The organism is Deinococcus budaensis (assembly GCF_014201885.1).
Lineage (GTDB): Bacteria > Deinococcota > Deinococci > Deinococcales > Deinococcaceae > Deinococcus > Deinococcus budaensis.
In genome coordinates, this window is sequence record NZ_JACHFN010000001.1 from 379,072 (window position 1) to 401,617 (window position 22,546).

General features: G+C 70.1%; 19 protein-coding genes and 1 pseudogene. 8 read left to right on the top strand and 12 right to left on the bottom strand.

The genetic code is table 11. The features are described 5' to 3' along the window. Positions 1-138: 138 nt before the first annotated feature. Both HNQ09_RS01820 and rsmA read right to left on the bottom strand, forming a co-directional pair. Positions 139-1,071, bottom strand: a complete 933-nt coding sequence (locus HNQ09_RS01820; protein WP_184024603.1) for a PfkB family carbohydrate kinase — start codon at positions 1,069-1,071, stop codon at positions 139-141. A 103-nt stretch (positions 1,072-1,174) separates the two neighbouring features. Next, the gene (rsmA, locus tag HNQ09_RS01825) at positions 1,175-2,065 is read right to left on the bottom strand and encodes a 16S rRNA (adenine(1518)-N(6)/adenine(1519)-N(6))-dimethyltransferase RsmA (protein WP_343057574.1); all 891 of its coding nucleotides are present in this window, start codon (positions 2,063-2,065) and stop codon (positions 1,175-1,177) included. Positions 2,066-2,177: 112 nt separating this feature from the next. Here rsmA and HNQ09_RS01830 point away from each other — a divergent pair, with 112 nt between their 5' ends. From HNQ09_RS01830 to HNQ09_RS01840, 3 genes are all read left to right on the top strand, one after another. After that, a complete protein-coding gene (locus tag HNQ09_RS01830; protein ID WP_184024609.1) occupies positions 2,178-2,996 on the top strand; it encodes a tetratricopeptide repeat protein in 819 nt (272 codons plus the stop codon). Positions 2,997-3,084: 88 nt separating this feature from the next. Next, positions 3,085-4,494 (top strand): NAD(P)H-hydrate dehydratase, encoded by a 1,410-nt coding sequence (locus HNQ09_RS01835; protein ID WP_184025171.1) that lies wholly within the window; start codon positions 3,085-3,087, stop codon positions 4,492-4,494. A 14-nt stretch (positions 4,495-4,508) separates the two neighbouring features. Beyond that, on the top strand, positions 4,509-5,213 hold the full coding sequence (locus HNQ09_RS01840; protein ID WP_184024613.1) for a DUF4388 domain-containing protein: 705 nt from the start codon (positions 4,509-4,511) through the stop codon (positions 5,211-5,213). Positions 5,214-5,378: 165 nt separating this feature from the next. On the opposite strand, the gene HNQ09_RS18750 is transcribed toward HNQ09_RS01840, so the two are convergent. The 5 genes and pseudogenes from HNQ09_RS18750 to HNQ09_RS01860 all read right to left on the bottom strand — a co-directional run bounded on the left by HNQ09_RS18750 (position 5,379) and on the right by HNQ09_RS01860 (position 11,567). Then, positions 5,379-6,308, bottom strand: a complete 930-nt coding sequence (locus HNQ09_RS18750; RefSeq protein ID WP_246363055.1) for a hypothetical protein — start codon at positions 6,306-6,308, stop codon at positions 5,379-5,381. A 201-nt stretch (positions 6,309-6,509) separates the two neighbouring features. Continuing rightward, a pseudogene (locus HNQ09_RS19300) lies at positions 6,510-6,890 on the bottom strand (TniQ family protein); the annotation flags it as partial. Positions 6,891-6,947: 57 nt separating this feature from the next. Further along, positions 6,948-8,291 carry a TniQ family protein gene (locus HNQ09_RS01850; RefSeq protein WP_184024621.1) on the bottom strand — a complete coding sequence of 448 codons (1,344 nt, stop codon included), beginning with the start codon at positions 8,289-8,291 and terminating at the stop codon, positions 6,948-6,950. Next, complete coding sequence (locus tag HNQ09_RS01855; RefSeq protein ID WP_184024624.1) at positions 8,292-9,113, bottom strand: TniB family NTP-binding protein; 822 nt, start codon at positions 9,111-9,113, stop codon at positions 8,292-8,294. A gap of 3 nt (positions 9,114-9,116) precedes the next feature. After that, complete coding sequence (locus tag HNQ09_RS01860; protein WP_184024627.1) at positions 9,117-11,567, bottom strand: hypothetical protein; 2,451 nt, start codon at positions 11,565-11,567, stop codon at positions 9,117-9,119. 554 nt (positions 11,568-12,121) lie between these two features. Between HNQ09_RS01860 and HNQ09_RS18640 the strand changes: the two genes are divergently transcribed. From HNQ09_RS18640 to HNQ09_RS01880, 4 genes are read left to right on the top strand one after another with little or no spacing between them, the layout of a single operon-like run. After that, a complete protein-coding gene (locus tag HNQ09_RS18640) occupies positions 12,122-12,814 on the top strand; it encodes a LexA family protein (protein WP_221269490.1) in 693 nt (230 codons plus the stop codon). A gap of 16 nt (positions 12,815-12,830) precedes the next feature. After that, positions 12,831-13,070: a hypothetical protein gene (locus HNQ09_RS01870; RefSeq protein WP_184024630.1), complete on the top strand. Its 240-nt coding sequence runs from the start codon at positions 12,831-12,833 to the stop codon at positions 13,068-13,070. Further along, positions 13,067-13,699 (top strand): hypothetical protein, encoded by a 633-nt coding sequence (locus HNQ09_RS01875; RefSeq protein WP_184024633.1) that lies wholly within the window; start codon positions 13,067-13,069, stop codon positions 13,697-13,699. Before HNQ09_RS01870 ends, HNQ09_RS01875 begins: the two co-directional genes overlap by 4 nt. After that, a complete protein-coding gene (locus tag HNQ09_RS01880; RefSeq protein ID WP_184024636.1) occupies positions 13,696-13,977 on the top strand; it encodes a helix-turn-helix domain-containing protein in 282 nt (93 codons plus the stop codon). The genes HNQ09_RS01875 and HNQ09_RS01880 overlap by 4 nt, the downstream gene beginning before the upstream one ends. Positions 13,978-14,052: 75 nt before the next feature. Here the strand turns inward: HNQ09_RS01880 and HNQ09_RS01885 are convergent, their stop codons facing one another. The 5 genes from HNQ09_RS01885 to HNQ09_RS01905 are packed head-to-tail and all read right to left on the bottom strand — an operon-like array spanning position 14,053 to position 18,911. Continuing rightward, positions 14,053-14,277 carry a hypothetical protein gene (locus HNQ09_RS01885; protein WP_184024639.1) on the bottom strand — a complete coding sequence of 75 codons (225 nt, stop codon included), beginning with the start codon at positions 14,275-14,277 and terminating at the stop codon, positions 14,053-14,055. Then, the gene (locus HNQ09_RS01890) at positions 14,274-15,491 is read right to left on the bottom strand and encodes an SAVED domain-containing protein (RefSeq protein WP_184024642.1); all 1,218 of its coding nucleotides are present in this window, start codon (positions 15,489-15,491) and stop codon (positions 14,274-14,276) included. The genes HNQ09_RS01885 and HNQ09_RS01890 overlap by 4 nt, the downstream gene beginning before the upstream one ends. Then, positions 15,488-15,976 (bottom strand): Mov34/MPN/PAD-1 family protein, encoded by a 489-nt coding sequence (locus HNQ09_RS01895; RefSeq protein WP_184024645.1) that lies wholly within the window; start codon positions 15,974-15,976, stop codon positions 15,488-15,490. Before HNQ09_RS01895 ends, HNQ09_RS01890 begins: the two co-directional genes overlap by 4 nt. Further along, positions 15,973-17,871: a ThiF family adenylyltransferase gene (locus HNQ09_RS01900; protein WP_184024648.1), complete on the bottom strand. Its 1,899-nt coding sequence runs from the start codon at positions 17,869-17,871 to the stop codon at positions 15,973-15,975. The genes HNQ09_RS01895 and HNQ09_RS01900 overlap by 4 nt, the downstream gene beginning before the upstream one ends. After that, positions 17,868-18,911, bottom strand: a complete 1,044-nt coding sequence (locus HNQ09_RS01905) for a nucleotidyltransferase domain-containing protein (protein WP_184024650.1) — start codon at positions 18,909-18,911, stop codon at positions 17,868-17,870. The genes HNQ09_RS01900 and HNQ09_RS01905 overlap by 4 nt, the downstream gene beginning before the upstream one ends. Positions 18,912-19,388: 477 nt before the next feature. Between HNQ09_RS01905 and HNQ09_RS01910 the strand changes: the two genes are divergently transcribed. Next, entirely contained in the window at positions 19,389-22,463 is a 3,075-nt protein-coding gene (locus HNQ09_RS01910; protein ID WP_184024653.1) for a DUF499 domain-containing protein, read from the top strand. Positions 22,464-22,546: the final 83 nt, after the last annotated feature.

Genomic DNA, 22,546 nt, shown 5'->3' on the forward strand with positions numbered 1-22,546 from the left:
CGGTGCGCGTACAGGGGGCGGCGGACGGTGGCGAACTCGGGGAGAAAGGTCACGGCTCCAGGGTATGACGGCGGGGGGACCCACAAGCCCGCGCCCCGGTCTTGAGGAGGCGGACCGGGGCGCGGGGAGGGAGCGGCTTTAGCGGGCCAGCGCGGCTTCGAGGTCGGCCAAGGTGATGGGCCGGGCCTGGGCGCCCACCCGGGTGGCGGCGAGCGCCCCGGCGGCGTTGGCGGTGCGGGCGGCCTGGGCCAGCGGCTGCCCGGTCAGGACCGCGTGCGCGAAGGCGGCGGTGAAGGTGTCCCCGGCGCCAGTGGAGTCCACGACCTTGCCTTCGGGCTTGATCGCGTCCACCAGTTCGGTCTCGGTGGGCGTCCAGACGATGCTGCCCATCTTGCCGACCTTGACGACCACCCGCCGCGCTCCGGCCGCGCCCAGTTGCGCCAGCGCCGCGCTGATGCTGGCCGTGTTCGTCAGGGCCAGCAGTTCGTGCTGGTTGAGGGTGAGATAATCCGCGCCGCTCACGTTGCCGATCAGGTCGGTGCCGACCTTGTTCACGGCCCCGGTGCCCAGGTCGATAAAGACGGGCACGGGCTTTTTGGCCCCGCGCGCGGTCTCGATGGCCTTCAGGGTGTAGTCGCGCTGCGGCCCTTCCGTGAGGCTGTAGGCGCTGACGATCAGGGCGTCGCTGCCCTCGATGTCCTTTTTCTTGAGCTTGGCGGGGTCCAGCTGACGGTTGGCCGCGCCGTCACTGATCATGGCGCGCTGGCCGCCCTTGGTCTGCATCACCGTGATGGTGCTGGTGAGGTGCTCGGGGTCCTGCTGGATGGCGCCCTGGGACACGCCGCTTTCGCGCACGCTTTGCAGGGCGTACTCGGCGAAAGGGTCGTCACCGACCCGGGCGGCCAGCGTGACCGTGTGGCCCAGCCGGGCCAGCGTCACGCTGATGGTGCCGCCTGCCCCGCCGGGCTTCATGGTGGCGCGGGTGGGCGCGAGTTCCTCGCCGGGGGCGGGCAGGTGGTCGAGGTGGTAGAGGTGATCGACGGTCACGTCACCGATAACAAAAAACTTCACGTGGAAACCTCCGGGCCGGTGCTGGTGCGGCCCTGCCTTGCGCCGTGCCGGGGAAGGCAACGGAGCGGGAAAAAGATGCAGTCTGGCGTTTGGAACGCGGGATCTACCGTATCACGCCGCCCGCCTGCACCACACCCAGCTCCCCGGCGACCCGCGCGAGGTCCGCCAGGGCCACGTCCTCGGCGCGCACGTCGGCGCGCAGCCCGGCCGCCTCCAGCGCCGCGCCGACGCGGCCCACCTCCAGCCCGTGCAGGCGCAGGTTGTTGCGCAGCGTCTTGCGGCGGTGGTGCAGCGCGGCCTCCACGAACCGCAAGAAGGCGGGGTCGGGCAGCGGGCGGCTGCGGTCGAAATCGAGCCGCACCACGCTGCTGGTCACGTCGGGAGCGGGCAAAAAGGCCCCCTTGGGCACGTCGCGCACGTGGCGAACCGTGCCGTGCAGGGCGGCGAGGGCGGAGAGAAAACCGTAATGGTCCCCTCCGGGGTGGGCCGCGAGGCGCTGGCCGACCTCCTTTTGCACCAGCACGGTCGCCGAGAGAATGTTCGGCGCGTGCATGAAGCGCGAGAGCAGCACCCCGGTGATGTAGTAGGGCAGGTTGGCGATCACCCGGGTGCCCGCCGGGAGCGAGGCGTAGTCGAAGTCCAGGGCGTCGCCCCAGACGACCTCCACGTCCACGCCCGCGAGCGTCTCGGCCAGCACGGGCCTCAGGCGCTCGTCTTTTTCCAGCGCCGTGACCCTTGCCCCGCGCGAGGCGATCTCGCGGGTGAGCACCCCCAGGCCGGGGCCGACCTCCAGCACCGGCACGCCCACGTCGGCGCCGCCTGCCTGGGCGATGGCGCGCAGGATGTTGCCGTCGATCAGGAAGTTCTGCCCCAGGCTCTTGGTGGGCCGCAACCCGTGGCGGGTGAGCAGCTCGCGCACGCGGGCGGGCGAGTACAGCGGCAGGTCAGGCGCGGCGGAGGTCGGGGAAGCGGGGGTCGGATCAGGCTGGGTCACGGGGGTCCTCGGGGAGCAGGCAGGGACCATGCCCGCCCGCCGAATACGCCCCGGAAAGGGCGGGCGGGGGCGGGGTGGGGAGGCCTCCTGAGCGCGTCAGTATACTCCGCGCATGACCGATTCCGGCTCCCCTGCGGCCCCGCCACCTGCCCCGCCCGACTGGACGGGCTTTGCGCGGGCGGGCGAGTGGCGGCGGGCGCTGGCGGCGGCGCGGCTGACCGGGGCCGATCACGCGGCGGGGCTGCTGGAGGCCGTGCTGGCGGTGCAAGACGGCCTGCGCGCCCGCCGCCTCGGCCCGGCGCGGCGCTCGGCGGGCCGCCTGCGCGAACTGCTGGAGGCTGCCGGGGCGTCCGGCGAGGCCGCGCTGCTGGGGTCGCTGACCCGGCCCCGGGAGCTGGACGGCGCGCTGGACGCGCTGGCCGACTCGGGCGAGACCGACCCCGGCACGCTGCGCGAGCGGCTGGCCCCGGCGCTGGCGCATCCCCTCACGCGCGCCGAGGCGCTCAACATGCTGGGCGTGCTGCACGCGCTGCGCGAGGAACCCGGAGAAGCCCGCACCCTGTTCGGCGGGGCGCTGGAGGCGGACGCCGGGCACTACCGGGCGGGCACCAACCTGGGCAACCTCGACCTCGAAGCGGGCCGCCCCGCCGAGGCCGAGGCCCGCTACCGCGAGGTGCTGCGCCTCAGCCCGGAGTACGACGGCGCGCACCACAACCTGGGGGTGGCGCTGCGGCGTCAGGGGCGGCTTCAGGAGTCGGTGCGCTCGATTCGCCACGCCCAGCGCCTGGGCAACAAGCGCCTTCAGGAAAGCAGCCGCGAGGACCTGCGCGACCAGTTCCGGAGCAGCGAGGCGATTCGGCGGCTGCGCTGGGGGCTGATCGCGGGGGCGGCGGGGCTACTGTGGCTGCTGCTGCGCGGCCAGGGGGGCTGAGCGGTCCGTGGCCGAGTCTGTCTATGCCCCGGCGGGCGTGCGCGCCCTGGACGCGCGGCTGGCGGGGGCGGGCCTGCTGGAAAGCGCGATGGAGGAAGCGGGGCGGGCGGTCGCCGAGGCGGTGCGCGCCCGCTGGCCCGGCGAGCGGACGCTGCTGCTCGCCGGGGGCGGGGCCAACGGCGGGGACGCGCTGGTGGCCGCGCGCTTCCTCGCGGCGTGGGGAGAGGCGGTGGAGGTCCTCGCCGCCCCCGCGCGGCACCCGCTGACCCGGCTGAACCGGCGGCGGCTGGCGGCCTACGGGGTGAGGGCCGGGGTGCTGACCCCCGCCGCCGTGACGCGCTGCGCGCGGGGCGTGGTGGTGGACGGCCTGCTGGGCACCGGCTTCACGCCGCCGCTGCGCCCGGAGTTGGGCGCCGTCGTCGCGGCCGTGAACGCGGCGCGGTCCCGCCCAGGGGTGCGGGTGGTCGCCATCGACCTGCCCAGCGGCCTGAACGCGGCCAGCGCGGAGGTGGCGGGCGAGGCTGTGGAGGCCGACCTCACGGTCGCGCTCAGCGGCTTCAAGACCGCGCTGCTGTTCGGCCCCGCCGCGCGCCGGGCGGGGAGGGTCGTGCTCGCGCCGCTGGCGGTGCCGCCGGGCTGGCGGGAAGACCACGCGCTGGCAAGTCGCCCGGACGACGCCGAGATCGCCGCGTGGCTGCCCATGCGCGCGGCGGACGCCCACAAGGGCACGGCCGGGCACGTCTGGGTGGTCGGCGGGCACCCCGGCACGGTGGGCGCCCCGGCGCTGGCGGGGGTGGGGGCGCTGCGGGCCGGGGCCGGGCTGGTCACCGTGTACTCGGCGGCGGAGGTCCCGCTGGTGACGCCCGAGCTGATGCTGCGGCGCCACGCGGACCTGGCGGGCGCGCTCGCCGGGGCGCACGCCCGGGGCGCGCCCGACGCCGTGTGCCTGGGCATGGGCCTGGGGCCGGACGCCCCGGCGCTGGCCCGGCAGGTGCTGGGCTGGGACCTGCCCACCGTCCTCGACGCCGACGCCCTGCAACCGGAACTGGCGGGCGCCGGGCACGCGCGCTGCGTCTGGACCCCGCACCCCGGCGAGGCCGCGCGGCTGCTGGGGGTGGGCACGCCGGAGGTGACGCGCGATCCGCTCGCGGCGGCGCGGGCCTTGCAGGAGCGCCTGGGAGGGGTGGTCGTGCTCAAGGGCGGTCCCAGCGTGGTCGCGCACCCCGGCGGCCTGAGCGTAGGCCGGGGCGGGCACCCCGGCATGGCGAGCGCGGGCATGGGAGACACCCTGGCGGGCATCGTCGCCGCCTTGCTGGGGCAGGGCCTCCCGGCGCCCGACGCGGCGCGGGCCGGGGTCCGGCTGCACGCCCGCGCCGGGGAACGCGCGGGCGCGCGCCTGGGCTACGGCCTGACCGCCAGCGACGTGGCCGCCGAGCTGGGAGGGGCCTGGCTCGACCTGCGGCGGACAGCGGACCGCCGCCTGCCCACAGAATGGTAACCTGAGCACCATACATGCAGGGACTTCTTTCCGATTTGCCGCTGTTGGGGATTCTAGAGCTGGTCAACGCCACCCGGCAGACCGGCATCCTCGACGTGAAAGCCGAGGTGCCCTTCACGGTGGCCTTTGCGGAGGGCGAGATCGTGGGCGGCGGTATCCTCGACTGGCTGGGGGTGGACGCGGTGCAGGCCGCTCCCCTGCTGCCCGAGGGGGGCAGCTTCGAGTTCGCGCCGCGCGCGGTGACGGGCACGCCGCTGGCACCCTACGAGCACTTCACCACCGACTGGGCGCGGGCCAGCGACGAGTGGGAGCAGCTGTGCGCGGTGATCGGCAGCCCCAGCCGGGTGTTCCGGGGCGCGGAGGCCCCCTTCGACGGGCCGGAGGGCCGCAGCGTGCGCGGCGCGGCCCAGCACCTGGGGCGCCCGCTGTTCGAGGTCGCCGGGCAGCTCGCGGCGGCGGTGCGGGCGGGCCAGGCCGAGCCGACCGGGCGCTACGCCTGGCACGCCCTGCGCCTGCGCTCGGGCACCACCCGCACCTCTCCTTCGCCGGTCGCCCTCGCGCTCGACGGCGAGCGCAACCTGGGGGAGGTGATCGCCTCCGGGCTGGGCGAGGCGGAGGTCCGCGCGCACCTGCTCGCCGAGATTCGAGCTGGACTGCGCTTTCCGGGCAGCGGCTGGGTGCTGCGCGACCTGATCTGGGAACAAAAGCACCTGAGCTGAGGAAGCGGCAGCGGGAAGCGGGCGTGGGTTGTGTCGGGTTCAATCTGTTTTGACACTGAGTTGCAATACGCGTGGCATTACGGATTGCCATGACACTGCCGTCGAGTCTGATGCAAGGGCTATTCAAGGTGTTTGACTTTGCCATGACACTCGCAAACCCCCTGTTCAGTCTGGGGAGATCGTGGAAGTTCCTGCCACCAAGGTCAGCACAAGCTGGCGGTGAAGCGCCGGGTTGACCTGACGCGCCAGTTCGATCATGCCGTCACTCAAGAACATCCTGGCCGTCTGGGTACGCCAGTCATCTGCCGCTCCCCGCATCGCCTGTATCCGCAACGGCGCCTTCCCCCGCGCAAGGTGTTCTTGGAGATGGGTGTACAGCAGGCTGAGCACGACACCCAGCCAACCCGAGTGTTGCCACGCCTCGGCACGCAGCCACACTGACTCAACAGACAGGTCAGGCAACGCTGAATGTGACCTCCCGTGCGCGGCACGAGAGAGAAGGCTGATGACGATACCCTCGAATTCAGGATCACTCGCTGCCGGACCCGGGACACTGCGCACGAGTGCCCACTGCTCATCGGTCAGCATCATCGGTTCCCCTGGGGGCAGCAAGGCATTCGAGCGCAGCGCGGCAAGAGATCCTTGACGCGTCCTGACTTCTCTCGCGGTCACGAGTTCCTCGAAGCGGGCCCCGAAGTGGTCCACGAGCGTGGGCCATCTGTTCAGCAGGTCTCCGGGGAAATCCTCTTCCAGTCGGGTCATCAACCAGGCCAAGTAGACCTCTCGGCGTTGTGAATGCACGTCGACATGAACCAGCAAGCCCAGCATGGCCCCCGCCCAGGCCTTGATCCGGGCGTGCCGGGTGGAAAAACCATCGTCCTGATCGCCGAGCAGCCACGCCACCAGGGCCTGCGCCTCGAAACGTGCCCTCGCACTGTGGGGCGTCTCCACCTGCCATTTCGATGGCCGCACACGCAGCTTCCCCGGCTCAGCGATGTCGTTCACGCCAAAGGTATTGATGACTGTCCACAGCGCCTGCACGAACCTCGCCCAGGTTTCCTCGCTCGCCTGCCCCCGCGTGAACGAGCGTGACATGGGCGGGGGCTGTACCCGCTGAAGACCCAGCGGGGGGTCCGCGCTGAGATCCTGGCCGCACACCCAGCACTCCCGCAGAGAGTGCTGGACACGGCGTACTTCTGAAACCCCACCCTTGATCCAGAGCGTCGTCCCCCGGGGACGCATGACCTGGATGCTCTTCGTGCAGTGCGGACAAGCGTCGCGCAGGGGCCCCCCGTGCTGGGGACACGCCGCGACCCTGCGCTGAACCCACTCCCGGCGGATGTAAGGCACCTCGTCGTCCCGCAGGCAGAAAGGACAGACCTGCACGTACCGCACGCCCAGAACCGGCGCTGGTTTGGCTTTCCCCTTGCGGCCCCGCTCCAACAGGGGGTCCCGGGGGGTCTGCATGCGGGTGATGGCCTCCAAGGGTTGCCCCGTGGCCTCGGCCAGCACCTCGAAGTCCCTCTGCGTCGGTCGCGCTTCGCTGTCGATGCCGAGGGCCAAGAGAAACCTCGGGGCAGGACGTCGATTCGCGTGCGCCAGACGGGTCACCCACGACCCGATCCATTCATCTTCCCTGGGGCCGGGGTAACGGAGCAATCGCGGCACGCGGACCATCCTGCCCCACGCCCCGGCCGCCGCACCAGGAACCCCCCCAGCAGGGGGGAGCGGTACTCACTCCCGCTCCACGTCCAGTCTCGCCAGGGCCTCCTCCGCCATCAGCGTCCAGAGGTGCTCGGCGTGGCGACTGCGGAGACGGGTCAGGCCGCCGACCGTCTCCGGGGCCGTGAGGACGAACCGGCACTCCGGCAGGCCGCCCAGCATCCGCTCCACCACCGCGTCCAGCACGCCACCCGCCATCAGCCGGTTCAGGTGCCGGAACATGGTCGGGTAGCTCACCTCCCCCACCCAGTCCTGCTGCCGTGTGCCCCTGAGGCTGCGCGTGAACCAGGCCTCGAGGATTTCCCGGACGGGCTTCTCGCCCCGGCGCGTCTGCCTCTCCGGCGGCACGACCGGGGCCACCACCTGCCACTGCCCCTCCGTGAACCGGAACGTCAAGGACCCCGGCGAACCCCCCGGCAGTCCCTGGGTTTCCGGTGACAGTGTCAGCATCAACAGGTCACGAAACCAGCCGGGCAGTTTCCCACCCGCCCGAAACACCCGGGTAGGCACCACCCGACGCCGTCGCCAGCGCCGCAGGAGTGCCAGCAGCCCGCCAGCCATGTCCTGCCCCCCGGCTACCACGACCCCGAAGCGTTCACGCAGCGTAGCTGTCTCGGGGCGCCAGTTCGCTCGGCCCGACACGACCTTCCCCGGGTAGTGCAACCGCAGCACACTCTCGAGTAAGGCGTCGAACTCGTGGCCCGTGAGTCGAAGGCCGCTCCACGCCACCCACCCCACCCGCGTGGCCTGCCTCATGAGGGACTGCACCAGCCCAGCGAACCCCAGGAGGTCAGCCGACAGGGGGGCCGGCTCCGGGAGCGCGGCGCGGCATCCGGGGCAGACATCGGGCCGGTGGACCATCAGGCGCAAACGGTTGCCGTAGGTCCGGTGCTCGGCGGCGTGATGCAGCAGCGTCCCGCAGCCCGGGCAGGCGTCGATCAGGGGGACGCGGTGACGCTCGCACACGACACTCGTGGTGAGACGCCATTCCCGCAACATCACCCCCGTCTCGCGCACGCAGGCCACGCAAAGGGGGTGCCCACGCACCCCCCGGTCCCTCCCGATCCTCACCACGTATCGTGGCGTGACATCCGTCCGCGGCTGTTCGAGAAGACGCTCCAGCATCGGCATCAGGCTGCACTCCAGAAGCCGTTCCAGTGGGTACCCCGTGGCCGCGGCCAGCACCGCGATCTCCTCGGGGGTGAGGTGTACGTCCGCGTCCCGCTCCCAGAACGTCGGGAGGCCCAGCACACGCATGAACCGCACCGGCCGCAGCCTGTTCGCCAGCGCGAGGCGCAGGGCGTAGCTGCTCAGCAACTCTCCCGGCGAGGGTGGAGGGGACACGAGCAGGCGCATCTACACCAGGCCGTCCAGGGTGTCCCCCAGGAACTCCCGCTGCGTCTCCAGGGACGTCACGCTGAGGTCACCGTGGTGCACCAGGGCCGCCTGGATCAGGTCGAGGGAGTGCCCGAGCACCCCCCGGCACTGCTCCAGCACGTACATGACGGCGTCGTCCTCGATGACATCTTCCTCGTCTTCCGACAGGCCAGCCATGTCCATCATCAGCCGCTTGATGTCCCCCGGTTTCTCGAGGCGCTTCAGGCGGCCCCGGCGGTAGTTGAAGCGTGTGTTGAGCTGCGTGTCGGTCCCCAGCACCTCCTTCAACACCTCGGTGCCCATGGGCACGACGCGCTGGCCCGCGCCCATCAGCCCCTTGACCAGGCGGACGAACGGCTCACCCCGCGCCCGGCCCCGCGGATCGGGCTTCGAGGCGTCGTGGAACTCGTCGATGAACGTCAGACCCAGTTCCGCTTCCTCCGCGAGGTCGATGAAACGCTGTACGCGTTCACGGTGGTTTCCCCCCTCGGGATCCAGGTCGCCCAGGGCCCTGAGCAGGGCCATACTCAGGTCTTCCACCCGGGGGTTCAGCGTCAGGCTCACGTAGATCGCGGGGACCTTCCGGCCCGTCTCCCCCTCCGTGGGAGGGTGCAGTTCCAGGTACTTGCGGGTGAGGCGGGTTTTCCCGGCATTCGCCTCCCCCACGATGGCGATGCTCGTGAGACGGTCGCCTTCCTCCTTGGGCTCACTGGCGAGGGCGAAGAGTTCTTTGAGCACGGCCTCCCGGGAGGTTTCGTCGTACCAGAACCGCCGCCTGCGGACGTAGTCGTTCCTGTCCACGGGTCAGTCCTCTTCCTTCCGGGTCACCTTGCTCGCCGGGGCCGCCTTGATGCGTGACGTTCCCCCTGACTTCGACTTGGCCGGTGACTTCACGACCGCCTCCCGCGGGGGGCGCGGCCGTGCCCGGTGCTCGGCCTCCCGCAGCTGACGTCTCTCGAAGATCTCCGCCGCCAGTTGCTGGGGGAGTTTGACGCTGTTGAGAGCCGCCTCGTGCGCCTCGGCGATCTGCTTCTTCCGCACCTTCCATTCCGCCAGCGACAGCGGGGCGTCCAACCACTCCGGGAGCCGGGCCTCGATGCGAATCATCCCCTTGACGTCCGGGTGCGCGGCGTGGGCGACGCTGATGTCATCCCGGTTATAGAACACCTCTACCTCCGCCTCCCGCTCGATCAGCGGATCGAGCGCCCGGGCGGTGTAGATCAGGCCGTGCATCTCGATGCCCTCCCCACGGCAGACCCGCATCTCCCGCGGGTGCATGCGGTGCAGGACGTACTCCAGTTGCTTGCCCTCCAGCGGACGCCAGACGGACAGGCCCGTGTCGAGGAGGTGCTGCGCCTGCTCGTGCCGGGTGCGGAATTGCCGCGGCGCGGGCAGGGCATTGTGCCGCTCGGTGTTGAGCTGGTGGAGCGCGTTCAGCTCCGCGATGGTGAACACCGCGCGCTTCTGACCGTCGTACTCCCCCCGGTTGGCGACGTTGTTCATGGACGTGCCGGGCAGCATGTGGTGCAGGTGGATCAGGGTCTGGATGGTGCGTTCCTCGAGGCCGCCGTTGTGCCGGTTCCACTTTTTCCTGGGCAGCAACTCGATGCCGAGAAAGGCCAGCGCCCGCCGCACCGGCCCATTGTCGAACTCCTTCCCGGCATCCAGCCGGACCATGCTCGGCAGCCCCCGCGCCTGGGGCATCATCACGACCCCGGCCTCCTCCAGGTGGGCCCTCAGGCGGAGGATCACGCCGCGCGTCACCCGCAGGACACGCTCGGCGGTGATCGCCCCGAGGAACACCTCCGACCACAGCACCTGCGACGTGGCACCCTCCACCACGGTGACGACGTGACCGCGCACGCCCCCCGACTTCCGCTGGTTCTTGCCACGACCATTCTGGACAAGTTCGACGCGGATCCCCTCCGCCGTGGTGAACACATCGCACTTCGTGCAGTCGATAGCGATCAACTGCCCGTACAAGTTCACTTCCAGTTTTCCCTGTCGGGCCTCGAGCTTCTGCGACGCCTCCACGCCGTCCCGCCGCAGGGCCGCCTCCACCGGGTCGCGCAGCCTGACACGCTCCACGAAGTCCCCGACCGTGTTGTAGGCGGGGGGAGCCAGCCCGGCCTCCCGGCAGGCCTGCTTCACCGCCCGGTGCAGGTCGGCGATGTGACGGGCGCGCCCCAGCACGTCCGGGCGCACCAGCCACTGCGTCTGGACGAGCCGCTCCATGATGACCTCCACCTCGACCGCGACCTGCCGCGTCGGGCGGGTACGTTCTTCCGCGAGCAGGGGGACCAGGTCGGAGAAAGTGACGTTCGGCGCCCCCGCCTCCAAGAGCGTCTGGCGAAACCGGAAGAGCGTGCGCCGTGAGATCCCCACCCCGGTGGTCAGCTTCTCAACCAGACCAGCGTCCAGGGGCACCCTGGGGTTGGAGTACAGGCTGAAGAGGTGCAGGGAACGTTGCCCGCGCTCCGTGTCCAGGAAGCGGCCCTCCCCCGGCGAGATGCCGTCGATGGTCGCGACGGGTTCGGGGTCGAGTTCCCCCTTCGCCGCCTGGTCCAGCGCCACTGACAGCGGAACCCCGAGCGGCGGGGGCACGTAATCCACGAGCTTCCCCGGGAGGTCGATGACGCAGTTCGGCGGCTTCACGGCGACGTCCGCCACGAGTTCGTGACGGGCCACCATGCCGTAGAGCGTGGCATTGATCAGCGCCCCGTCCACGTCGTGGACCCCCCGGATCAGGGTGAGCAACTCGGAGAGCGGCCTCCCGCCGCGCTCCCACAGGACTTGGCGGATGTACTCCCGGATGCCGGGGTGGGGCGAGGAATCGTGGAAGGGGCCGAACAATCGGGCGTGGCGCAGCCAGATCTTGGGCAGGTCCGCCTCCGTCACGACATTGAGGGGGCGGCCGAGCTGGTCGAGCCGGACGCCGCGCACCTGCCACATCGCGGGTTCCTCCAGCAGCAACTCGGGGAGGAGTTCGCGCGGCTTGCACTCGATGGACAGCACGCGCCCGCTCGCCAGTCTCACCGTGAAGTCCGTGGTGTAGGTGCGGGCTTTCCCGTCCGGGGAGAAGTACTCCACCGTCTCGGCCCGCGTCACGTCCACCACCTCGCGGGACACATCCATCACCCGCAGGAAGTCCTCCTCGACGGTGCTCTCGTAGCGCAACTTCTTCCCGAGACGGCGCATGATCACGTCCCCCTTGCGGCTCTTGTACCTGCCGTCGTAGATGCGCCTGCGCCTCACGCCGTTCCCCCGAGGAGCAGCAGCGGGGTCAGAGGGCCGGGGCCCTCGGGTCGGGGTATTTGGGTGTGGACTGGGGTGGGCGCGCCGCGGTGGATGGCGAGGTGGTGCTGGGGGGTCTCCCCGCACTCGCGGGGGGATCTGACGGACGGGTGGGGCATGAGGTCTCCGTGGAGGCCCGTTGGGGGCCTCCTACTGAACTGGAGCGGACAGAGCGGGGCGGACGACCTTCCCGGGACTCAAAGAGAATCAACCTGGAGAGGCGACGCGTGCTGTCCGAGTGCAGGGCCTCCCTTGGGGTGGTGGACAGCGTATGGGCTTTTCCGCGAATCGGCGTGGACGCGCAGTTGGAGATGCTGAGCTTCAGTCGGCAACCTGCCTTCCCGACCTATCGCGTCCAGGCTACCTGGAACTCCGCTCTGTTTGCAACCAAATCGCCAGTATGGGTTTCTCGCTTTACAGAACTATGCCGCGTTTTCGCTGGCTGAGAGCTGCTCGAACGGCCGCCTTCATCAACCTTGATTCTCGTGTCTTATTCCTCTACCATGACACGTATCATGGTAAAGAACAAGTCCCCTGACCTGACCCCCCGCCAACACACGGTGTTGGAGAAGGTCTGGCAGCTTGAGCACGCAGGAGAGAACGTCACGCTCGCCCGGCTCGCGGAGGGGCTGGGGATCGCCCGCCAGAACGTCCACACCCATGTCCTGGCCCTGCGGGACCTGGGGCTGGTGCGCTATGAGGCTCAGGCACGGCAGACGGCCGTCATCCGCCTCACCGAGCCGGGCTACCGGCGGCTGGGCAAAGTTGCTCCCAACACCCCGAACCCTCCGCTGTCCCTGCCCATCGTCGGCCACGTCGCCGCGGGGCAGCCCGGGGTCGCGGATCAGCACATCGAGGGGTACGCCACGAAGCTGGGGGACCTGTTGGATCTCCACGAAGGCGACTTCCTGCTGCGTGTCCGGGGGGAGTCGATGCTCGGGATCGGGATCTATCCGGATGACTACGTGGTCATCCACCCCACGCAGGAAGAACCCCTCAACGGCGAAATCGCCCTGGTCGCCGTGCCCGGCGAGGACACCGCCACCCTGAAAAGGTGGCGCAGAGATAACGGCACGGTGACGCTCCTGAGCGAGAACCCCGACTTCGTCGCCATGACCTTCCGGGCCGAGGACGTCCTCGTGCAGGGCTGTCTGGTCGGGCACATCGGCACCGGACGCGCCCGTCAGACCCGGTTCACCACTCTCTGAACCCCGAGGAGACGTCATGCTCGGCCCCCGCCCCACGCTCACCCTCTCCACCCCGGCCCCGGTGCGTCCAGAGATGCAGCGGCGGCTGCGGCTCCTGATCCAGGCCCGCTGCGGGCCCTGCGTGGTTATCCTGCGGCCCGCGGACGACCCCTGGGCCACCCAGACCACCTATGCCCTCAGCGGCCCGTGGCGGCTCTCCAGGGCGGACGTGCATCACCGCCTGGTGTGCATCTTCGACTCGCTGGTGTCGCCGTGATCACCGAGGTGCTGCCGGACAGTCACGGGCAATTGTGGGTCACCGTGGGGAGCCGGACCCTGCACGTCCAGCTTCACCCCCTGAGGGGCGGGCAGCGGCTGCTTCCCCTGCACCTGCCGCGCGTGTTCAGCAAGGTCAGCGTGCATGAGGGCGGGCTCGGCCTGCTCTGGCCGGGTGGGGCCACCGTGTCCCTCCAAACCCTGTCCTCCCACCGGGATACCCCCTGGCTGACCCACCTCGGCGTCGTGCCTCCCCGCGAGCGGTACCGGCCTCTCCTGCCGATCCTGCGACACGGCACGCCCGGGGCGGCGCTGCGGGACCAGCCTGAGCGGCACCACGTCCAGCGGATGTTCGCCTTGAGGGAGGGGGAGCTGGACTCGGTCCTGCGGGCCTACCCGGTGCCCGAGGGGCTGATGCTTCACCGCCTGCACGACCTCGGCGTGTTCCTGGGGCACCACCTGTACCCGGACCTGCCGGTCGCCCTGCTGCGGCGCCCGTGGCTGTATGCGGCCCACCGCTGCCCCCGGGAGCAGCATCTGCACACGATGCTCAGTTGCCTGACCTTCGGCCGCCTCGACCTCGTGGAAGACCCCCTCTGGGCGTTGGTGCGGGCCGAGGTGGCGGGGTGAAGGCGCGGGGCCGGGTGCCCGAACCCGACACGGAGGTGGGCGTGAGCGAGACGCTCAGCTTTGGCCGGGCCCTGCGCGAGTGCCGGGAGGCGGCGGGGCTGTCACAGGCCCAGGTGGCCGAGGGGGTCTACGGCACGGCCAATCTGGCCGCCCTGATCAGCGACCTGGAGGCCGGGCGGATCGACCCGGTCAGCCTGGGGCTGCTGCTGCGGATGGCCGACGTGCTGGGGGTGAGCCTGGCGGAGGTGGCCGCGCGGGCGTGGGGCAGGGTTCACTGAGCATGTCCTGGCAGTCCTAAATAAGCTCTTCTGGCGTGGCCGACAGAATGGACGACGGGGACACCTTTCCAAGCCTCAGTCCAGCCATTCCACGACTGCCCCGTTCTCCGGGTGGGCGTCAAGGTGCACAGCGGAAAACGCCTCCCACGCGGGGAAGATCACGACGCTGCTGTAGGCCGAGCGCCAGCACACCACCACCTGCCCGGTGTGGAAGACCACCCCTTCCATCACCACCCCCGTCCCGCTCTTGCCCGAGACGTCCGCCACCCGGATTACCAAGAAGCGCCGAGGCCCGCTCACCGTGTCCCGCCCAGCTCAAAGGCGAAATGAAACTTCCGGTCGACACAGTTGTACACGTGCACCCTGGGGTGGTGGTTGGGCCGGTAGTGCCGCCCCAGGTCGAGGGCCACGGGAGGGGGCACGGCGGGCAGGAGATGAACCCGCGCCCCCTGCCCGTGTCCCATCTGAATCCTCGCAAGCAACTCCGCGAAGCGCCGGGTAACGCGGCGCAGCTGATTCTCGGCCTCCAGCCAGTTCGGACGCTGGAAGCCTTCAGGGTTCGCGAGCGTGTACACCGGCCACTCCGGCTGGACGAGGTGGCCGTACTGCCCGGGCTCCACCGGGCCCGTCAGGGAGAGGCACACCACCACGTCCTCTGCGGGCACCGCCTCTACCGGCCCCGACACCACCACGTCGTACCCAACCACGTCGTGTTCGCTCCACGCCTGCGGCATCCCGTTTCGGACGTTGTGGACGTACACCTCGCCCATGTCGCCCACCTCCTGCCCGAAGGCGATGAGCGCGGGGATCATCCCGAGACCGAAGACGGACAGCCGCTCGAAGCGGTCTCCTTTGACCCGCAGGACATGCTCACGCCGGATCTCCTGCCGCACGGCCGCCCAGTCGATCCGGTCCGCCTCCCCGGCCGACACCCTGACATCGACGCGCGCCGGTGTCTCCCGATCCGGAAAGAAGCGCGGCAGCACCGCGTCGTGCAATGCCTCGTCGGTGAAGCTCCACTCCTTGTACTGCGCTGCCCCGGTCACGGCGCAGACGCCGTGCGGGATGGGCGTCGTGAAAAGAGCCACCCGTGCCTGGCGGCGCTCACCCCCCGTGACCCGCGCAATGCGCTCCTCGTGCGCCTGTTTCATCGCCCGCAGGGTCTCCACCGTCCACTGCTCCTCCTCGGCGTCGATGGCCTCGTGGCAGGTCTGGCACAGCAGCATGATGTTGCTGGGATCTTTCGCCAGTTTGGGCGAGAGCGTGGAGTCGAAGCGCGGCGTCCGGGCCTCGGACTGTCCCTGCCCCACGATGTGGGCCTTCTCGCCGCGCTTGCGCCGCCGCTGGGTGTGCGGATGCCGCGTCAGACTCTCGTTGCAGATCTCGCAGCGCCCGGCGGCCGCCGCCCAGAGCATGATCTCGGGGACCCCCGAGATGTTCTGGTGGGGAAACCGGTGGGGCTTCTTTTCCACCTTCTTCTTTCGCGGCTTCGCCTTCTCCTGAACGTCAGTCATTCGTTCGTCTCCTGTTCGAGCTTGAGGGGTGCGGTGGCCCCGCGCGGCAGCATCCAGGCCCCCACTTCTTCCTGCCCCACGATCACGAACCGCAGGACGTCGCCGTGGAACACGTCACGGCGCAGCCGCCGCCTCCAGTCCCGCAAGTCGGTGCCCGAGGGCGTAGGGAAGGGTTCGGGATGGGTGTGCCACTCCCCGATGTAGGTGCGGATGCCCCCACTCGCTTCCCACTCGGCGGTCACCACAGCCTGGTGGGGAGCCTCGGACCGGAAAAATCTCTTGCGAGAGCGGCGGTCACCCGGCAGGGGTCCGGTCACCCGGTCCACGATGACGTCACCCCCCTCACGCATGAAGCGGCCCAGCATGACCCCCCCGGCCTCGGGGAGGTCGGCTGCCGTCTGCCGGTAGGCGAGCAGCACGTCCAGCACCTCCGCCGTCAGCCCCAGGCGGTGCCTGTTCGGGGCACGGAAGACCAGGCTGGTCAAGCACTCCCCCCGCATCGAGGACAACCTGCGGAGCGGTACGCGATGCCCCCACCGAGCACGTCCGGCGTGACCTGGTCGTACCACGGAGTCGTCACGTACCCGTGGGCGCGAAACTCGGCGGCGTCCCCCCTCCACGACCGCAGGACAGCGCCCCCAACCCGACTTCGCAGGACGTCCAGCGCAAGGCGAGTCGCCAGCTCCGCCGTTCTGCGCGCGTCGAGGTCGGAGAAGGGCGCGTAGTACGACCCGCACCCCAGCTCGTCCAGCTGGAAGTCCTGCCCGGGCTGCGCGAACGCGGGCCCGAAGGAGAGGGGCGCCGCCGGGTCGTCCCGTACCAGCAGGCAGGTGTAGCAGCCCTCGCCGGGGCGGGACACCATGGCGTGCCCCCCCAGGCCGAGGGGCTCGAGCCAGGTGTGGAGGACAGGTGTGCTGCCGAAGAGGTCCGGGCGGGCAGCCAGGCTCAGGCTGACGGTCGGCTCCCCGGTCGCGTCGATGACGAGGTCGAAGCCGCGCAGTCCCGGAACATCGTCTCCAGCACCGAGGGGGAGCATGCGCGGGACGGGCGTCACGCTGACGTACGGCACGCGGGCGTGGAGGTCCTGCGCGAGGGCCTCCACCTTCGCGGCGTGCAGGCCCAGCAGCCCCATGGTGTGCCGGAAGGCGTTCTCCCAGGCGAGGCGGTCGCTGTCCATCAGCGTGAGGTGGCCCACACCCGCCGAGGCCAGCATCTGGGCGGCGTGCCCGCCCACCGAGCCGCAGCCGATCAGGAGCACCCGCCTCCCCGCCAGCTCCAGGTGCGCCCCGCCGCGGGCCTGGAGCGTCCCCCGGTCGACCTGGTGGAGCGCGAAGAGGTCGGGATCCGGCAGGCGACGCTGCCCCTCCTGCCCGGCGGCCAGCGGGTGGACGCCCCCCAGCCCGTGGGAGGTGAGCCCCACCAGGGTGCGCCCCTCGCGCGCCCGCGGCACGGAGAGCAGCATCACCGCGTCATCCCCGACCTGCCCCTGTTCCAGGAGGGCGTCGAGCCTGCTCCGGCCCTCGGCACCCAGCATTTCGCGAACCCCGCCCCGAACTCCCTCGCCATCCCAGCCCGAACCGTAGTTCTCGTCCCAGCCCGGCAGTCTGGGCAGCGGCGGCACCGGGGCTTCAGGCAGGGGTACGTACAGGGCCCGGCGCACCTTCGCGCCTTTCCGGGCAAGCGGCAGGCCCGGAGGCGGCCCAGGGTCGTCCGCGACCCACACCACCTTCCAGCGTGAAGAGGGCTTTTCGCGCCCCCCCCGGCGACGGTTCCTCGTCGCCCCACGCGCGGCCCCGGCCTGCTCCCGCCGGGCGTCGAGCGCCGCGAAGGAGACGCCCCGCACTGCGGGGCTGGGGAGGGGGGGCGTGATGACCTGGATCCCCACCCACACCGGGCGCATCACGTCGTCCACCTTCAGGAACGACACGGCCGACGCGAGGCCGCAGGCCTGGGCCCACAGCGCACCGAACTCCCGGCGCCACTCCCGCGCCGCGTGCTGCGGGTCGAGCCAGCCCTCCTCCAGCGTCCGCCGGGTCTCGTCCACCGCGAAAGCCACCACCCCGGCCGGGTCGGTCTGGTCGACCATCACCCCCGACGCGCGGATGTAGCAGACGCTCCCTCCCCACCCCGAGACGTGCGGGTGCCGGGGCAGTTCGTGAGCGTTGGTGATCTCCACCTCGGGGAGGACGAAGGGAAACCCAAGCGGGAGGAGGACCCGCAGGCCGACCTCCCACTGGCCGACCCGCATCACGCCTTCCGCGCGTGCGCCAGCCTCGCGGCCGTAGGCCCCCACCCGAGGCGGGAGGTAGGTCACGTCCCGGAGTCCGGGCAAGCTACGGGGATCTTGCAGCACCGCCAGCGCCTGCCCGGGTTCGATCACCCCTGATTCCCCGACCGGATCACCGGCGCGCGGGACGTCACCACGGAGGTCTGCGCCTGGGTGGGGATCGGGAAGGCCGCCCCGAAGTGGTCGGCCAGCACCGCGCACGCCTGCGTGGGGTCCAAGAGCTTCTGTGCCTGGAGGAGGGCTGCCCGCAGCTCGCTCAGGCGGTCATGGAACGTCTGCATCTGCCGGGCGGTACGCTGGGCCAGAACGTCAGTGCCCGGCTGCACCGGGAGGCGCAAGACCAATCGGCGAACGCGGGTGTGGGTTTCGCCTTCGAGCACTTCCCGGAACGCCCCCAGCATCCCCTCCACGACCGTCAGCAGAGCCGCGAGGTCGTCCTCGAGGGGCGGCTGCCCCCAGGGCCGCGGGACAGCCACCGGACGAAAGCATGCCAGCACCGCCAGCGTCAGCGCGATACCGGGAATCCGCTCGTCGGGCAGCCGCACGTTCCGCCAGCGCTTGAGGTAGCGCACGACGCGCCGCTGCTGGGCGCGCTCCTCCTCCTCGTAGAAGGCCTGCATCCGCTTCGTCAGCCCCCTGGGGTCGCTCGGCTCCCAGCGGACGTGGGCCGGAAGCGAGTGCTCCTTGCCGCGGGCGAGGTCCAGCCCACCCAGGATCCCCTGCCGGTACACGGCGAAGTCGACGTGGTACTGCGCCCGCTCAATCGTCACGCAGGGCTGGCGGATCCGCACGTTGCGGGCATACCCCTTGAGCGCGTCACGCACGAGCACCTTGAGGGCGACGGGGTCGTCCAGCGTCTCGCCGGGGGGCGGGGCGAACACCACGGCCACATCGATGTCGTAGTCGCCGTCCCGTAGGGGGAGGATACCGGTCCGCATGGCGTAGCTGCCTTGGCCGAAGGTCTCCACGATGGTAGGGAGCTTCTTCTCACGCTCGCCCTCGAGCCGCCGGAGTCCGGCCCGCAGGGCGGCCAGCGCGTCGTCCCGGGCCATCCGGAGGGTCTCATTCTCCTCGTAGGTCCCGAGCTTGATGTCGTCGTGGAAATCCGTGAACTGACTCTGGAGCTGTGCCATGGGGCCTCCTGTCGCGCCGAATGTGGACGGAACCGTGCGCTGTGATACTAACAGGGCCACATCGTTATGTAAATAACGAAAGAGCGGGAACCCCGAGGGGAGAGCAACCGGGCCTCTCTTGCTGGCCGGGCTCACAAGCGCTCTCTGGCGTGACCCGGGCCCCCTGAGCCGCGCGAGCGCATGTGGTCGAGGGGGGCGTGCGGTGCGTCGGAGCTCGCTGACCTGACCCGTGACCTTCGGGTTCAAGACGTCTCCGTAGAGTGCTGGTGTAGGGCCAGGCCCTGACAGACCACTCTGGGAAGAGGCCCTCTACGGCACGGCTTCCGTGAGCCCGGGCTTCAAAAAGCCCGTGTAGCTGGGGTGCACCAGTAAGGAGGCTGACAGAGGCCGTCCCTAAACTGGCCTTGAAGGTCGACCACCATAGACATAAGATGAGAATATCATTTAGATATTCTGAGACACCCCAGGAGACTCCCCATGACCACCGTGACTACCCTCAGCCTGAAAGACCTGCTTCAACCCCGAGCGTCCGTCTTCGAGAGCGCCAAGAGCGAATCCGTGCTCGACCTGAGCGACCTCGTGCAAAACCGCATCAACCCGCAGGCCTTCTTCGCAGAGAACGTGATCACAGCGGGCATGGAACGGCTGATGGAGCAGGGCTTCAAGCGGCTCGCCGGGCGTCCGGCCAACGCAGTGTTCTTTCTGCGTCAGAGCATGGGGGGCGGCAAGACCCACAACCTGATCACGATGGGCCTGCTGGCCGCCCACCCGCTGATGCGGGGTCAGGTCATTCCCGACCCGGAACTGGCTGATGTCCTGCGCGACGCCGGAAAGGTCGAGGTCGTCGCCTTCAGCGGGCGCGAGAACCCGCCCCACGGCCTCTGGGGCGTGATTGCCGAACAGCTTGGCAACAAGGCCGCGTTCAGTCAGTTCTACTCCCCGCCCGACGCTCCGGGCCAGGAAGACTGGGAGGCCCTGCTGCGGGGCCGCACGGTTCTGATCCTGCTCGACGAATTGCCCCCCTACCTCGATGCGGTCGAGAGCCGGGTGATCGGCGACAGCAACCTCGCCCGCCTGACCGCCCGCGCCCTGACCAACTTGATCGCCGCCCTGCAACGCCCTGGCTGCGAGCGCGTCGCGCTGGTGCTTACCGACCTCGGCGGCGCGGCCTACTCGCGGGCCAGCAACTACCTTCAGGAGATGCTGGGCGACCTCTCCAAGGAGGTGCGCCGCCTCGCCGAGGAACTCGAGCCGGTGCAGCAGAACTCCGACGAGGTCTACGACATCCTCCGCAAGCGCCTCTTCGAGACAGACCCTGACGAGCGCGCGGTGCGGCAGGTGCGCGAGGCCTACGCCCACGAGATTGACCAGGCCCGCAAGATGGGCCTCACCGGCTCCGACGGGCAGATCGCGAGCCAGGCCCTGCTGGACACCTACCCGTTCCACCCCAGCCTGCGCGACCTGTACGCCCGCTTCCGCGAGAACCCCGGCTTCCAGCAGACCCGCGGACTCATCCGCATGATGCGGGCCACCACGGCCCACCTGTGGACCAGCGGCCTGGCGGCCGAGCGCACCACCATCGGCCTCCAGGACCTCGACCTCAACGACGACTACATTCGCAGTGAACTGCTTCAGATCAACCACCACCTCAAGGACGCCATCGCCCACGACGTGGCCGACCAGGGCCGGGCCATCGCCGAGCAGCACGAACCCCTGGACCTGTCCCAGCGGGCCGCCACCCTGCTGCTGACCTCCTCGCTGGCCTACCTGGTGGACGGGGTCGTCGGACTGCCCTCGCACCTCGTGGCCGACTACCTCGCACAGCCGGGCCTCGACCTCGCTCCGCTCAAGACCGTCCTGGGTGACCTCGCACACAAGTCGTGGTACCTGCACAAGGACGGGGTGAACTACTACTTCTCCTCGACCCGAAACATCAACGCCGAGATCGAGGCGACCGTCCAGTCCATGAGTGAGGACAAGGCGCTGGACATCGTGCGTGAGCAGCTCCGGCTGCTGTTCAACCCGCTGCCCGACGGCGCTTACAAGGAACTGCTGGTCTTCCCGGCGCTCGACCAGATCGAGGCCAAGCCCCAGCACGTGCTGCTGGTGCTCTCCCGCCCGCACTCGGGCGGCCTCAACCCCAAGTTGCGGGAGTTCTACAAGGAGAACAACCTACGCAACCGCATGATGTTCCTCACCGGCGACGAGTCCAACTACGAGGCCCTGCTCGACCGCGCCAAGGTGCTGTACGCCACCCAGGGCGCCCTGGGGAAGCTGCGCCGCAGCGAGAACCCCAACCCGGACATGATCGCGGAACTCGAGGCCCGCGAGCAGGACACTCTGATGCAGTTCCTCACGGCGGCGCAGGAGGCCTTCACCCTGCTGTACTTCCCGCAACAGGACGGCTTGACCAGCTTCGACTTCACGGGCAAGTTTGATAAGGATCACCCGGCCAGCCGGGGGGCCCAGCAGGTGCAAGACTTCCTCGAAGCCGAGAAAAAGTTCGTGAGGGTGTTCGACGCCACCGAGGGCCGCAAGTTTGAACAGCGTGTCTTCGGCAATGCCAAGACCATGAGCTGGGGTGAACTCCAGAACCGCGCCGCGAACGCGACCGGCTGGGTGTGGCACCCGGCGAACGCCCTCGAACAACTGCGCCGCGACAAGATCGACCGCGACGAGTGGCGGCAGGTCGGGCAGGACATCGAGCGCGGCCCCTTTCCGCTGGAAGCCACCTCGGTCAGCGTCCGGCACGAGGTCATCGACGCGGCGACCGACCGCTACCGCCTGATCGTGACCCCCCGGCACGGCACGCAGGTGCACCACACCGAGGGAGGCGCGGTGGATATGGACGCCCCGGTCCTCCCCGACACGACCTTCGAGGTCACGGGGCAGCAGTTCAGCTTCCTCGCCGTCGACCCGGCCCATAACGCGGCCACCAACAAGGGCCACCCGACCGGCGAGAGCACGACCTGGCAGGCCCCCACCACCCTCACGGGGGTGTGGGACGGGACGCAGGTGACCTTCCAGGCGTCCCCCGGGGCCGAGGTGCGCGTCACCTTCGACGGCGGCGCTCCGCACCTCGGAGAGGTGTACGACCTCAGCAAGCCCATCACGCCGCCTCCCGGCACGCACGTCGTGCAGGCGGTCGCGTCGCGCGGGGGCGTCAGCAGCACGCCCGTGACCCTCAAGCGCAACGTCACCGGCCCCGAGCCGCTCGCGCCCGCCCAGTGGCGGCGACGGCAACAAACGACCGCCACCCCCGAGACGGTAAAGCTGATCGACCGGCTCGAGAAGCACGGTGGCCGAGCCTCGGGCGTGAAGGTGATCGCCGACGGGAGCGGGGGCCGCTACGGCACGGCCAACTTCTCCGAGCACACGGCCTTCTCGGCCGAGGCGCTGCGCGAACTCACCGAGTACGTCCGCAAGCTCGTCGGGGCCGACACCAACCTGGGCCTCGACATCAAGGAAATCCACTTCAGCCGGGGCCAGGACCTCAGCGACTGGGCCGCGGCAGGCGGCGAGAAACTGAACATGAGCGAGGTCGGCCAGTAGGCACCTGAACCTCTGTGCGCTGGCCCTCCTCTCTCCGTGAGCCCCCGCCCGGCGGGCGGCCTGAATATCTCCGAGGTCTCCCC